We start from the raw sequence: 13,584 nt of genomic DNA, 5'->3' as shown, positions 1-13,584 counted from the left end.
TGCCAGTCTTTAACTGACCAATTTGTAGGCCACTACCACCAAGGTCAGCATCCCAAAATACACAGGCCAAGTCGCTGGCGAGGTCAACGCCTTAAGGTAAAAACGCCAAACTTCCCCAGCAGGCAAGAGCTTGAACAGCTTAGTTCTGGGAAAACGATCTTCACTGATTAACACCGCATCTTGGTTAAAACCCTTCCTGAAACGGTTTTCAAGCATCAAGTAATAGCTATCCAGCAAATAGAAAATCAGCAGAGCCCACACCGATAACCAAACGAGCACATAGATTTTCTCTTTCACCACGTAGGCCAGAATAGCGGTTATCAGTGGTAAGCCCCATTGCTTGATAGCCGCGCTATTGTTGGCCATACGGGTAATAATCCCCTGATACATATCCATGTGCTTCAGTACTGCACCATCGTTATGTGCCAAATACGCCGTTTCATCTCTGTTTGTAGAATCCATCCACTATATCTCCTGTTTGCTATAGGTAAAACACTCGTGGCTTGAGTATAAAACTTCCGAGAGCTGTCTGTCTTTCGTATCACACTGAACGGAAACTCAAAGACCTCGGACAAGACGAAAACTACTGAGATCATCCTTTGAGGGTCATTAATACGATAAGGATGAGTGAAAGCCCACAAACGTTTATAATCCAAATCATGAACAGAAATATTACCTTATCCCTACTGCTTGCCGTCCTACTATCCACCGCCGCGCTGGCAGCACCGCAAGATGTCCGCATCATCCCCATGACCAACGCCCAGCAACCTTTCGAGCTTGCCGCCAAGTTGCAATGGAATCCGCATGACAAAGTGTGGGACAAGGTGCTAGTACTCTACAACGGCAACCCCAGCCCACCCGACAATCACCCGGTTTGGACGTATCTTGACGGGTTACAAACTCCCCAACGCCCCCCCAAAACTCCCGGCGAAAATCTGTATTACAAAGCCTTTCACCTCAATGCCTATTGCAGTGGCACGACACCTCTGACTTCCGGCAAGCCATTACGCATTACCTTCGACCAAAATACCTTAGGTAGCTACACCGAAGCTGACTACTTCCGCGACTGGAATTGCCCCAGCTGGAACATGGGTCTAAACAACGCCAATATCGTCAAAGGACAAGATGCCCACAGCGGTCAAGGCTTGCGGATCAAACTTCTCAAAGGCTCATCGGGTTGCCACAGTGACGATTGCGCCAACTGGAAACCCCATATCGGTACACAACTCGATAGCCTGTATTACTCGTATTGGGTGAAATTTCCCGCTAATTTCGACTTTGTACGCGGCGGCAAACTCCCCGGTATTGGCAGTGCTGAACCCCGTGTCGGTGGAGAAAAGCCTGACGGACGCGATGGCTGGAGTGTCCGCATGATGTGGGAAAAAGACGGCAAACCGGGGCAATACGTCTATCACCCTGACCAACCAAAAAACTTTGGCGACTTTTTTCCATGGGACACTCCACCGTTAGAAAAAGAAAAATGGTATCACATCAAAACTTTCATGCGCCTCAACACCCCCGGCAAACGCGATGGCATCATTACGACATGGCTAAATGGTAAAGAAGTCCTCAACCAACGCGACCTACGTTTTCGTATCGGCAACGATCTCAAAATTGAGCGTTTCTTGTTTGCTGTTTTTTTCGGCGGAACGGGGGCAGAATGGGCACCTAAGCGCGATATGCTGCTTTACCTTGATGACTTCACCCTTTCAGCTACGCCGCACTGATCATGAGCAACCTTCCTGTTATTTTCGCACATCTCTGGCGTAGTTTGGTCTTGCTAATCCTGCTGACCTTAACGCTACAGGCTAATGCCAATGAGTTTGCCACTGAGCGTTTAGACGCACTCAGCGCCCAACTGAGTGTCGCTGAAACCGCGTTTCGGCAACAAACCCGCCAAGACATCAGCAAACTCGACAACCTGACCACCACCGCCGCCAATTTGGAACAAAGCGCCAAAACCTGCATCACCCAACAGGAACAACAGCAAACCCAAACCCAACAAGCGATGGATAGCTTGGGTGAAGCCACCACCGACGAAGATGCCGACGTTAAACGCAAACGCAAAGAACTGACCGAGCAAAAGCAGCAAATTGAAAAAACCTTATCCCAATGCCGCTTGATCAGCCTCCGCGCCACTACCTTATTAATCGAAGCACGCCAAGCCCGGCAAACATTGCTCAAGCAACAACTGTTTGCGCACAGTGCTTCGGTGTTTGACTATGCACAGGTCATCCTGCTGGAGCCGGGAATCTGGAAAACAGAAATTAATGGCATGTTGCACACTTTCGGTAATCTGCCCCTACACCGCAATAATGTGTGGATGGCACTGCTGTATGGTGTAGCAGGGCTGGTTGCTGGCATGTTCTGGAGTATTCAGAAACGACGGCAATACCGCGAAACCTTACCCCCGATTCATGCTACTAGCCCTACCCTAGCAGCAGTGTGGATTAGCTTGTTACGCTTTCTGCCGTATACCTTGTTTACGGGATTAACCTCGCTATCGTTATACTTTTCGCCACCAGGTGTGCCGATTATTTTGCAGTTGATGCAAATGTTACTGTTATTTAGTTTGAGCTACGGTGTCATGCACTCGTTACTACGCCGTGCCGTACAGGTCGAAGGTGTGGTTCCCCCCAACCAACGCACCGGACACAAACTGTACTTTTGGGCGCGTCTGCTGATTATCACAACGCTAATTGGGACTATTTTTCATTCACCCTTGCTCGACTCTGCCACACAAGCCAGTACCGACCCCAGTCATTTAGTCGGGTTGATACGCATCGTCATTGGCACGGTTGTTGGATTTTCACTGGCTCGCCTGATTTGGCTGATGTCTGATCATTTTTTGTTTATCCAGCGTATCCGCTTGCATTGGCTGGCAGCCGGAACATTGGTCATTGCCGTGCTTAGCCTGTACGCGGGTTATCGCAATTTTGCGGTGTTCTTGTTTAGCGGGGTGTTTGGCACGTTGTTTTTGTTATTAGCCGCGTGGTTATTGCTCAAAATTCCCACCGAAATATTTGACGGTTTGGATGCAGGCGCAACACCTTGGCAACAACGCTTACGCCAACAACTAGGGCTAAGAAACAACCAGCTTGTACCGGGGTTATTATGGGTACGGCTGACCAATACCTTAGTGGTTTCCGGGGTCGCCTTGATTCTGTCACTGCGCCTGTGGGGGATGCCGGAACAAAACTTCACACTGTTGCTCACGCAACTGACTAGCGGCATCCAGCTAGGTGGTTTCACCTTAGAACCGCTACGCATTGTGAGTGGTTTGCTGATCTTAGCCTTGTTAGTCAGCCTCACCCATGTATTCAAAAAGAATCTGGCAGAAAGTTGGCTAAGGCGCACTACCCTGAGCCGGGGAGCGCGGGAAGCAATTACGACGGTTTCGGGTTACGCGGGTATTTTATTCGCCATTTTGATTGGCTTGTCGGTAGCAGGCATTCAGTTTGAAAATTTGGCGATTATTGCGGGGGCATTATCGGTCGGTATCGGTTTTGGCTTACAAAACATCGTCAATAATTTCGTATCTGGGTTGATTTTGCTGTTTGAACGCCCGATCCGGCGCGGTGATTGGATCAGCGTAGGCACAGCGGAAGGCTATGTGCGGGATATTAGCATTCGCTCAACCACCATCCAAACCTTTGATCATTCTGACATTATTGTACCAAACTCGCAAATCATTTCCGGGCAAGTCACCAATATGATGCTGAATGATAATTTCGGCAGGGTGATTATTCCCGTCAATGTGGCTTACGGTGCTGACACCGAACGTGTCATGGCGGTATTGCAAGAAGCGGCTAATGCACACCCGTTGGTATTGAAAGATCGTAGTGATATGAAAATCAACGTATTCTTTCGGTCATTTGGCGATCATGCGCTACAGTTTGAATTACGCTGCTTTATTCGTGACATTGAAACCAAAGCCAGAGTCACCAGCGACTTGAACTTAACGATTGATAAAGCGCTACGTCAACAAGAAATCCCCATGCCATTTACCCGCAGCGAACCGTATACATGGTCAGGAAAAACTGTCAAATCGCAGGATTTAAGCTAGAATATGCGCTTCTCGCCGTTTGGCCCCATAGTTTAATGGATAAAACGGCCCCCTCCTAAGGGGCAACTACAGGTTCGATTCCTGTTGGGGCCGCCAATAGATTGTTTCAGCATGTTTCAGACCGTCTCAAAAACCCTTACAGGCCGCATTCTGTAAGGGTTTTTACGTCTCAGGGTGTTGCATACCGTGTCAGGTTATCTCACGTCATTGGCTGCATTATTGTCTGCATACTCCACAATCGTCATAAAGGATGCAGCCAAAATGGAAAGAAAGCTAAGAGATTCAAAGGTTAAGAACGCAAAAACCAAATCAGATGGACAACCTAACATTCTTACTGATGGGGGAGGGCTTTACTTGTACGTCACGCCAAAAGGTAAACACTGGCGTTTCTCGTACCGTTACGATAACAAACGCCAAACCCTATCCATCGGCAGTTATCCTGAAATCAGCTTAGAACAAGCCCGCGAACTGCACCGGCAAGCACGGGCGCAACTGGCTAGGGGAATCAAACCTAACAACCACAGGCATACCTCAAGCAAGGTAAACACTTTCCAAGCCATCACCGCAGAATGGTTAAACCGTGGTAAATCAGGCTGGTCAGATGGTTATGTTGAACGCATGGAAAGCTGGTTTAGACGTGATGTTTTCCCAGCCATAGGCGCAATGGACATCAGCGAGGTTAACCCAAGCGACATTATTAGAATTCTCCAAAAGATAGAAGCAAGGGGAGCTGGCGATAGCGCCCGACGGGTGAAACAGTCCATTAACCAAGTATTTCGGTACGCCGTCACATTGGGACTTAGCAACCGTAACCCGGCTACTGACATAGATACCCGCATAATCCTAAAACCACTGGTTAGCAAACACTTTGCTGCGATCACGGAGCCGCTCAAGGTCGGGCAACTGTTGCGGGATATGGCGAATTATCAAGGCTCGTTTGTGGTGCGGTGTGCTTTGCAACTTTCAGCCCTGGTGATGTTAAGACCGGGGGAATTACGGGCGGCGGAATGGGAGGAAATCGACCTTGAAGCTGCTATATGGACAATCGAAGTTAGGCGCATGAAAGCCCCCACCCACATTAAGCAGGCTAACCAGTCAAAGCACGTTATCCCGCTATCCATGCAGGCGGTAGCGATCTTGCAAGAATTGCAACCACTGACAGGGCGGTTTAAATACGTGTTCCCCAGTGCCAGAGGTGCAAGCCGCTGTATGAGTGAAAACGCAGTACGAGCAGCCTTACGAACCATGGGATACGACAACGACACCATGACCGCGCACGGATTCAGGGGCATGGCATCCAGCTTGCTAAACGAACTAGGGTTTAACCCTGATGCGATTGAACGCCAACTGGCACACAAGGAAACCAACAAAATCAGGGCGGCATACAACCGGGCGCAATACATGGAAGAACGAACCAGAATGATGCAGGCGTGGGCAGACTACCTAGATCAACTGAGGACGGGTGGGCAGGTGATACCCTTTAAAACCAAGGTAAAATAGGCTGATACCGTCACAGTAACGTAACCAAGCCGGGTAAGTTCCCGGCTTTTTTGTGCCTGTTCTTAGAAAAAGAAAAATATCCCAACTTTCCCAACTTTTAAAAAATGTATATATAAGTATATGTATTATATAGATATTCAGAGTTGGGATTTATCCCAACTTTTCCCAACTTATCCCAACTCATTGAAAATAAAGCGCTTTATCTCATGGTTTTCTATTCCGGTGCTTGCCCCGTCAACCCCGAAGTGAAAAGCGCAGCGCAAAAGCGTAGCTTTTTTTCACGTAGCCCGCAGGGTTGGGTTGTTACCACCCCACGTTCCCCGCAACCAACGGGCGCGGCGGTAGCACCTCAATACGGCTGATGAAAGAAACAAGCTATTGGCAGGGGTGCAGACGTATTCCGGCTGCACCCCTTGCCCCATGGCGAATGTGGGGTTTGGGGCAAAGCCCCAAGGGTCTTACTCCTTTAGTTGACGGTTGTTTTCTTTATGGAAAACTTCACTATAATGGAAGCGACCAACACGGAAAGGAGAAACCCGAATGACCACCGCCACACTACGCACCGTCGGTAATTCCGTCGCTGTGGTAATCCCCAAACAATGGTTAACCCTGCTAGGGCTGGAAGCAGGTGCAAAAGTAGAACTGAGTCTCGACGACGGCAAGCTCACGCTACAGCCAAAAACGGCGGCTAGACGTAAAAAGTACAAACTAGCGGACTTGTTAGCCAAGTGTGACCCATCCGCGCCTATCCCAACAGCCGTAACCGAATGGGACAACATGCCAGCGGTAGGGAATGAAGTATGGTAAAGCGTAGCGGATTTGAGCGCGGTGACATTGTGAGGGTAAGTTTTAACCCGACAGTGGGGCGGGAAATGCAGGGCGATATGCGACCCGCGTTAGTGCTTTCAACCCGTGAGTTCAATAACACCGTTGGTACTGCTTTGGTAGCGCCGATCACCCAAGGCGGCAATCTTGCACGGGTAGCGGGTTTCGCTGTGCCATTGATGGGCAGTGGAACGGAAACACAGGGCGTTATTTTGGTTAGTGCGGTGCGTACCCTTGACCTCGTGGGCAGAGGGGCAAGGTGCATAGAAACGGCACCTGATAGCATTGTTGATGAAGTGCTTGAAATACTCGCTGGCATTATTGAGTAACGTAAGGTGTAGACATCCCCATGACGCTTGATTTACTGGTTCTGCGGTGCAGAGATATTGAAAAAACCAGAGCCTTCTATGCTCAGCTTGGCTTGATATTTGAGCGTGAGCAGCATGGCAATAGCCCTGTTCACTACTCTGCTCATATTGGCAGTATGTTACTGGAACTTTATCCGGCAACCGGTGAGCCGGATAACGTGCGCTTAGGTTTTGTCGTTTCGTCAACGATATTGGCGCATTTTGGCGTGAGCCATCATGGCGTTATTCGTGACCCTGATGGCAGAGGTGTCGAGCTTTCCATGGCTGGTTAGTGCTTTTTCTGGCGGTTGGTGAGTTTTGGCGGTCGCCCACCTAAACCTCTGGTAGGGTGGTGATTCCAGTCACCGCGCAAATGCGGCTCCCAGTCGGGCCATTTGCCCAACGCATCCGCTACTGCCCGACAAGTACGCCAGTAGTCGTAACGGGTAGCGTTGGCTAAGCTGCTGGTTTGGGTTTCCAGATACCATCTTAGGTGCTTAGCTTGCCACTGGTAGGGCGTTTTGCAAGGGTAGTGTGCATGGATAGCCTGTGCTAACTGCGTCGCTCGCTTGAGGTGAGCATTTAGTGTGGATTTCGCACCGGGCACTGAGCGTTCCAGCAAACTTTTTATGTTCATGATCTACCGCCAATGTAGGCGGATACCACATCAATCCGCCCATGCCCCAATTCTTCGGTGAGTATTTCCCGTGCCTCTCTGTCGCTTTCCCTAGAGGCGCTCATTCCATCACCCAGCACGGGTGCAAGATGCCCGGTCAATTGTTCGTAGCGCTCGCAAGCGTAAGCGGCGCGTAACTCATGGTATTTTCCTATTCCCGCTTCCTTGAGGTGTTCCCGCGCTTTATTCAGCTCCCCATGGACAAAGCTGATGTAGATTTCATGGGTTGCCAGCAAGTTGCGGGAACCTTCCGGGCTGGCGGCGATTGCCCGTTCAAGTGTTTGCAAACCAGTTTGGCTAACCGGAACCCAGCGATCCACCTCATGACCACGACCGCCTTTTGTGCCTTCCGTTACGTTGATTGCGCCTTTTTCTTTTGCTTCTTGGTGCCAGCGCTCCAAATTGCCAAGAATCGCCTCCCGCTCTCTCAAACCAAATTCCCTTGCGAGTTCAGTGACGGCAGCGGCGCGTTCTAGCCCTGCATGTCTCATGTTTTCGCTGGCAGTCCGTACCTCTGTCCGATCAAGGCCATCGGGTGCGACCGTGCGGACATGGGAGCGTTCGCCGACCATCCCGGAAGGGCTGACGCTAATGGACTCGTCCCCACGCAGGCAAGCCAGTGTGGTATTGACACTGGAAAGCAAATTTTGAGCGTAGGAAACCGCCATTTCGCCAGCAGCAACCTTTTCGTTTAATTGTTGCCCGTACCGTTCCACGGCGTCTTGGGTGATGTCTTTCGCATCGCGTATGCCTTCCTCTGTTTTTAAGTAATCCGCGAATTGGCTAAAACGTGACTGATGCGCCGCAACAGCGTTGAAGTGCCCCTCACCGTAATGCTCTTTGAGTGCTTGGCTGGCAGCGTAGGACATGCTTTTACCGTAGCCAAAATTTCTACCTGACGTGAATTTACCCATTATTTACCCCACAGAAAACCTTAAATCTTATTGCTTGTATTAAGTTGACCAGTGAGCAGACCACAATAACTACCCTTTATTTTTTGGTGAGTGAAAAAGAGGATTAAGCGCCTCCCGCGCCTGTGGTTTGCCCATCCGGGTCGGTTACATGCTTGTTTTTACCGGCGGCATGTTGCCGGTGCTTTGCTTGTGTATTGTCTGATTCCCCCCCATCGCGTCTCCGGTTATCCGGCGGTAGTGGATGGTTGCCGCGTTGCCTGCGGCAGGGAAGCTCAGCTAAATCCTGTGGCTAATGGTCGAGACAAGGCAAGGTGGAGTTGCTGACAAGTGGTTAAAATCTTGTCGCCCCGTCATCATCCAATAGGTTTTAGTGCAGGTATTTGCGCTGCGGCAGATACCTTATTGCTGTTGTAGATCAATTGGTTGTAGCAGGTTTCCGGCGTCTGTCTCTTTTGACAAAGAGACAGACGCAGACCGTGCCACCCCATCCGCTTGGCTGTGCTCCCGTTGGTCGCCTGTAGCGGACGGGTGGCACAGCAGCCTGCTCCCGCTGATCGCGGGTAGCAGGCTATGCCGTGCCAGAAAGCTTGGCGGGTAGCTATCGCTACTTGCCAAGGCATTTCCGGCACGCTGGCTTGAGGCGCACTTCGGGTGCGCTCAAGCGTGAGTCCAGACTGATGCAGGTATTTGCCCCTTGCTGGTAAGCCCTGTACGGGACAGTAGTCCATGACGAACGCAGACCTCACAATCCCAACGGTTAAATGGTTGGTCTTGGTAAGTTACCCAATTTTTCCCGTCTTTTTCGGTCGGTGTCAGGGTAATGCGCTTGCCGTTTTCCAGCAGCATCAAAAACTGACTGTAACGTAAGCCGTCATCAGGGTGATGGCAGACCGTAGAGTTAAGCCACTGAACACGGATGCTCGTCTGATGCTGGATTTCACCATCAGCAGAATCACGGAACAGATGGACAATGACCGCTTTCTCCCCAAAGAGGAGGGTCTTGGTACGTTTGTACAAACTTAAAGACGCAGGCTCAGGTTTTAACTTTGCCCGTTTTGGTGGTGTTGCGGTGAGCCGCACAGTTTTGACTTTGCCAGTTTTCCTGACAGCTTTGATAGCAACAAAGATCAGGATCGCAAACAAAAGGATAGTTGTCATGATGAGTCTCCGGGGTGATAACCGAGTAGACGCATCTTTCCCGTGGGAGTGTGTCTCCCAGTAGGGTGGATTGAAAATAGCCTAGTGCTTAGGCGAGGTGAAATACAAAAAAGTAGAATATAGCCACCAGATCACCCGAAGGTGAGCCGCATCCAGCAATGGCATAGGATGCTTTAAGGGGTTGTACATTTAGTCCTGTTACGGACGGCTCCCGCCAAAATGGCTGTACAGGGAGCGAAGGGCGTGTTGAGAATGCAACACCACACAAGAAAACTTCATCTTGCTTTTTTTAGTCTGGGCAAGACACTTCATGGAAATTATAAATCATTTATCTTACTGTTCAAGAATAACTATTATTGATGGGCAAGAATAATGAACTGGGAAATATACACTTACGGTGGTGGTGAATTTTTAGCAACAGTGCTTAATGCTGTTGCCGCCATCACCCAAAACAGCAACTACACGGGGCTTTTGGCAGTCGTTGCGATGATTGGCCTATTGTGGGTCATCATCGAGGGCGCTTTCGGCAAGGAGATCAATTACAAGTGGCTCCTGATGATGGTCTTCGTGTACATGGGCTTCATGGTTCCCAAGTCGACGGTGATTGTCACCGACCGCATCAATCCGGCGTTCAATCAAGTCATTGCCAATGTGCCGTTTGGCCTTGCTGCTACCGCTGGTACTGCCAGCAGGATAGGCGATTACCTGACACGTACCTTTGATACGGTGTTTGCCTTGCCGGATGATCTGACGTATTCCAAAACCGGAATGCTCTTTGGTCAGAATCTCATGATGGCATCGACACGGTTTCAGATAACGGATTCACGCTTACGGCGGAATATGGGCGATTTCTGGCAATCCTGTGTGCTTTATGACGTGTTACTGGGGCTGTATGAATGGGATGAGCTACTGAGCGCACCGGATACATGGGAGTTCCTTAAAGCCAATACGTCCAAAGCACGGGCATTCACCTACCGGGATGCGACAAAGCGACGCAATGTGATTGAATGCCGGGTCGGTGCTACGGGTCAACTCAATAGTGACCTGAATGATGCCCTGAGACTGGCTAAATCCCATTACGGTGCAAAACTGGGTAAAGGTGCGACGGCTTCAGCCGCAGCCGCACAATTTGCCGCAGCCCTCCCTATCTCATACCAAGCACTGGCAGGCATGAGCATGAGCGCTGAGCAAACCATACGGCAAAACTGGCTGGCAAACTCGATGGAAGCCGATGGTTTTCAGGCATACGCCACGCGTGTGGATGCTGCCGCAGCCGCGCAAAGCTTTGCGATAGCACGGGCAGAGACTGAACGCAGAACCACTTACGCCGTATTGGGTGAGCTGGCGGGGCGTACTCTGCCGTTAATTCGCAATATTTTTGAAGCCTTCATTTACGGCATTTTCCCACTGGTGTTTGCCCTGATGCTGTTGCCGCAAGCTGGCAAGGTTGTGATGACCTATATCAAAGGTTTGCTGTGGTTACAACTGTGGGCACCACTGTACGCCATCCTGCATTTCGGCATGACGCTATACGGCACACACTCAGCAACCAGTGCATTGACAACCATCCACGGTTCCGCCTTGTCACTGGCAACCAATACCGGCTTATATCAAGCGCTGGCTGATATGTCCCTTGTTGCCGGGTATCTCTCCATGTCCATTCCCATGATTTCTTACCTGATCGTGAACCAAGGCGGCGCAATGATGGCGGGCTTAGCGGGCAAGGTGATGGGCAGTTACGAAGCGCCAGCCGCCAAAGGTGCAGAGGAAGCCACCACCGGTAATATCAGCCTAGGTAACACCTCCTTGGGTAATGCGAACTGGTGGGCGCAAAACACCGCACCTAGCACCAATAGCGGTACTTACACGCACACGGACGGTATGGGAACTAAGCATATCCATACGGCTAACGGTGGCGAAATTACCCAACAGGCCGTTAGTAGCTACGCGATGTCCGCGAACATGAGTGATGCGGTCAAGTCGAGCATGGCGACGCAGGCCGGACAGTCGGTACAGGCAGCACGGACGGATTCCACCGAGTATGCCCAACAGACAGCGGCTATCTTTAGCGACATGAAGTCGTTTAGTCATCAGGTGCAGCAATCCCTTGGAACCTCTGATACCGCAACGAAGCAGCAATCCACGCAATTGGCTCAGGCACTCGACAAAATGCAGTCAGCCGCACAAACGCTAAAGGCAAGTAACCAATTCTCCCTAGAAGACAACATTTCTTTACTGGGCAAAGTGGCAAAAGGTATCGGTATCAGCGGCAATGCCAGTTCAGCAGCACAAGAAGCCTATAACCAAGCCGTGGATGTGGCGCAGCAGACAGGTTTTAAGAAAAACTGGCAAACCGCTACCCAGTTGTCTAGCCAATTGGCAGAGACTAAACAAAATGGGGTGTCGGATGCAGCCGCTCAAAACCTGCAAGCCGGTATCCAGCAAAACAATGCCCTCGCAGAAAAAGCGGCGGCATCGTTCCAACGCGCCGAAAACTGGTCACAAGTGCAGTCACGGCTGGAAGAGCACGGCATTTCGTTCAGTGGGAACATTGATAATGCCATTTGGAAGTCTTCGGGTATGTCTCGCCCTGAATTCATGGCATTGCAACAACGAGCAGAAAGCGGTGACATGCAAGCCGCCCAACAATTGAATGGCTTGGTTGATCGGTTTGTGGACAAAAACGGAGCCGCGTTAGTCGGTTTGCAAGCAGCGCCTACAGCGGGTGCGGTCAATGACTTCTATTCACAAAACCGTGATGACGTTTCGGCACAGGGTCAGGCGGGAATGCACACACTACAAACTGAAGGGGCTGGCAGGGTCGCAAGTGCATCAGGTGCAGCCGGGGTAGATGGTTCCAGCACCGCACCAACAGGCTACAACGCCATCAGAACCGCAACCCAAGGCGGTATGCGTCACGATCAGGCTAATATCCAGTCAGGTAAGAGTCAGCTCCAAGAGGAGTATGACAACAAAAGCGGGAAAATTGACTACATGGCGCATCGTGGTGCTTATGAGGGCGGTCAGGAACGCTTAGCCAGCAATGCCATGAACATGGCTAATGCAGTCGTACCGGGTTTTGAGGAAGGTTATCGCAAAGTTGACGGAGTGGTGACCGAAGCCATGTTTAAAGCAGCCGAGGGAGTGGGCGGCATTAAGGGTATCTTCAATGGTCAAGGGTATGCAGAAGGCGCAAAACAGGAACGCGCTGAATTGCAGGCAGCTATGCAGATAATAGGCGGACAACCTGATGCACCGGACGCCAGCATTAGGGATGAGTTATTGGGTGCGGGTCGTGCTGTGGAAAAAAAAAGCTCAATGAGTGATGGTGTTCCCAGTGGCAACCCCATTGCAGACGGCGGACGCATCAGTTCAGAGTTTGGTATGCGCACGCATCCCGTGCACGGTGATCGGCGAATGCACGCGGGCATTGATATTGCCGCACCCAATGGCACGGCAGTCAGTTCAACCGCCGCTGGGGTGGTAAAGTTCGCCGGTGAGAAGGGTGGTTATGGCAATGTGGTGATACTGGATCACGGTAATGGGGTGGAAACCCGTTATGCCCACTTGTCCAGCATGAGCGTCAAGGCGGGAGACGTGGTGGCTGATGGGGATCTGGTCGGCAAGGTTGGCTCCACCGGAACATCGACGGGCAACCACCTGCATTATGAGGTGAGGGAAGACGACAAGCCGGTAGACCCCCAAAAGTATCTAAAGGGGTAAGACCCTTGGGGCTTTGCCCCAAACCCCACATTCGCCATGGGGCAAGGGGTGCAGCCGGAATACGTCTGCACCCCTGCCAATAGCTTGTTTCTTTCATCAGCCGTATTGAGGTGCTACCGCCGCGCCCGTTGGTTGCGGGGAACGTGGGGTGGTAACAACCCAACCCTGCGGGCTACGTGAAAAAAAGCTACGCTTTTGCGCTGCGCTTTTCACTTCGGGGTTGACGGGATCATCCAGCAATTGATGCGCCTGTCCGGTCGTCAGGTTGTTGCTGATTTTGGGGGACAGATCAATCAGCTTCTTGGCATCACCAAGAGCGTAAGATTTCGGCTTATTCCCCCTCAATCCACCGCCTTTCAAAAAAAGGTCGCAAGT

The 13,584-nt window shown here is 50.9% G+C and carries 13 protein-coding genes and 1 tRNA gene; 9 read left to right on the top strand and 5 right to left on the bottom strand.

Annotated features, from left to right (window positions below):
• Positions 1-9: 9 nt before the first annotated feature.
• Positions 10-462 (bottom strand): hypothetical protein, encoded by a 453-nt coding sequence (locus BLV87_RS11735; RefSeq protein WP_093068903.1) that lies wholly within the window; start codon positions 460-462, stop codon positions 10-12.
• 197 nt (positions 463-659) lie between these two features.
• On the opposite strand from BLV87_RS11735, the gene BLV87_RS11730 reads away from it, so the two are divergent.
• From BLV87_RS11730 to BLV87_RS11700, 8 genes are all read left to right on the top strand, one after another.
• Entirely contained in the window at positions 660-1,727 is a 1,068-nt protein-coding gene (locus BLV87_RS11730) for a polysaccharide lyase (RefSeq protein WP_093068902.1), read from the top strand.
• 2 nt (positions 1,728-1,729) lie between these two features.
• The gene (locus BLV87_RS11725; RefSeq protein ID WP_093068900.1) at positions 1,730-4,066 is read left to right on the top strand and encodes a mechanosensitive ion channel family protein; all 2,337 of its coding nucleotides are present in this window, start codon (positions 1,730-1,732) and stop codon (positions 4,064-4,066) included.
• 21 nt (positions 4,067-4,087) lie between these two features.
• A tRNA-Arg gene (locus tag BLV87_RS11720) sits at positions 4,088-4,162 on the top strand.
• Between the two features lie 165 nt (positions 4,163-4,327).
• On the top strand, positions 4,328-5,566 hold the full coding sequence (locus BLV87_RS11715; protein WP_093068899.1) for a tyrosine-type recombinase/integrase: 1,239 nt from the start codon (positions 4,328-4,330) through the stop codon (positions 5,564-5,566).
• A 206-nt stretch (positions 5,567-5,772) separates the two neighbouring features.
• Positions 5,773-5,928, top strand: a complete 156-nt coding sequence (locus tag BLV87_RS19395) for a hypothetical protein (protein WP_175517919.1) — start codon at positions 5,773-5,775, stop codon at positions 5,926-5,928.
• Between the two features lie 178 nt (positions 5,929-6,106).
• Positions 6,107-6,373: an AbrB/MazE/SpoVT family DNA-binding domain-containing protein gene (locus BLV87_RS11710; RefSeq protein WP_093068897.1), complete on the top strand. Its 267-nt coding sequence runs from the start codon at positions 6,107-6,109 to the stop codon at positions 6,371-6,373.
• Entirely contained in the window at positions 6,367-6,720 is a 354-nt protein-coding gene (locus BLV87_RS11705; protein WP_093068895.1) for a type II toxin-antitoxin system ChpB family toxin, read from the top strand. The genes BLV87_RS11710 and BLV87_RS11705 overlap by 7 nt, the downstream gene beginning before the upstream one ends.
• A 20-nt stretch (positions 6,721-6,740) precedes the next feature.
• Entirely contained in the window at positions 6,741-7,031 is a 291-nt protein-coding gene (locus BLV87_RS11700; protein WP_093068894.1) for a VOC family protein, read from the top strand.
• Here the strand turns inward: BLV87_RS11700 and BLV87_RS11695 are convergent.
• From BLV87_RS11695 to BLV87_RS11685, 3 genes are all read right to left on the bottom strand, one after another.
• On the bottom strand, positions 7,028-7,375 hold the full coding sequence (locus BLV87_RS11695; RefSeq protein WP_093068893.1) for a hypothetical protein: 348 nt from the start codon (positions 7,373-7,375) through the stop codon (positions 7,028-7,030). The genes BLV87_RS11700 and BLV87_RS11695 overlap by 4 nt on opposite strands.
• A complete protein-coding gene (locus BLV87_RS11690; RefSeq protein ID WP_093068891.1) occupies positions 7,372-8,328 on the bottom strand; it encodes an integrase domain-containing protein in 957 nt (318 codons plus the stop codon). The genes BLV87_RS11695 and BLV87_RS11690 overlap by 4 nt, the downstream gene beginning before the upstream one ends.
• Positions 8,329-8,985: 657 nt before the next feature.
• The gene (locus tag BLV87_RS11685; RefSeq protein ID WP_093068890.1) at positions 8,986-9,486 is read right to left on the bottom strand and encodes a hypothetical protein; all 501 of its coding nucleotides are present in this window, start codon (positions 9,484-9,486) and stop codon (positions 8,986-8,988) included.
• Positions 9,487-9,858: 372 nt separating this feature from the next.
• On the opposite strand from BLV87_RS11685, the gene BLV87_RS11680 reads away from it, so the two are divergent.
• Positions 9,859-13,209: a conjugal transfer protein TraG N-terminal domain-containing protein gene (locus BLV87_RS11680; RefSeq protein WP_093068888.1), complete on the top strand. Its 3,351-nt coding sequence runs from the start codon at positions 9,859-9,861 to the stop codon at positions 13,207-13,209.
• 96 nt (positions 13,210-13,305) lie between these two features.
• Here the strand turns inward: BLV87_RS11680 and BLV87_RS11675 are convergent.
• The coding region (locus BLV87_RS11675) for a hypothetical protein (RefSeq protein ID WP_217629987.1) at positions 13,306-13,584 on the bottom strand (279 nt) is incomplete at its 5' end.

Origin of the sequence: Thiothrix caldifontis, assembly GCF_900107695.1 — a bacterium.
Classification (GTDB): Bacteria; Pseudomonadota; Gammaproteobacteria; order Thiotrichales; family Thiotrichaceae; genus Thiothrix; species Thiothrix caldifontis.
This window is presented reverse-complemented; position numbering and strand designations above follow the sequence as displayed.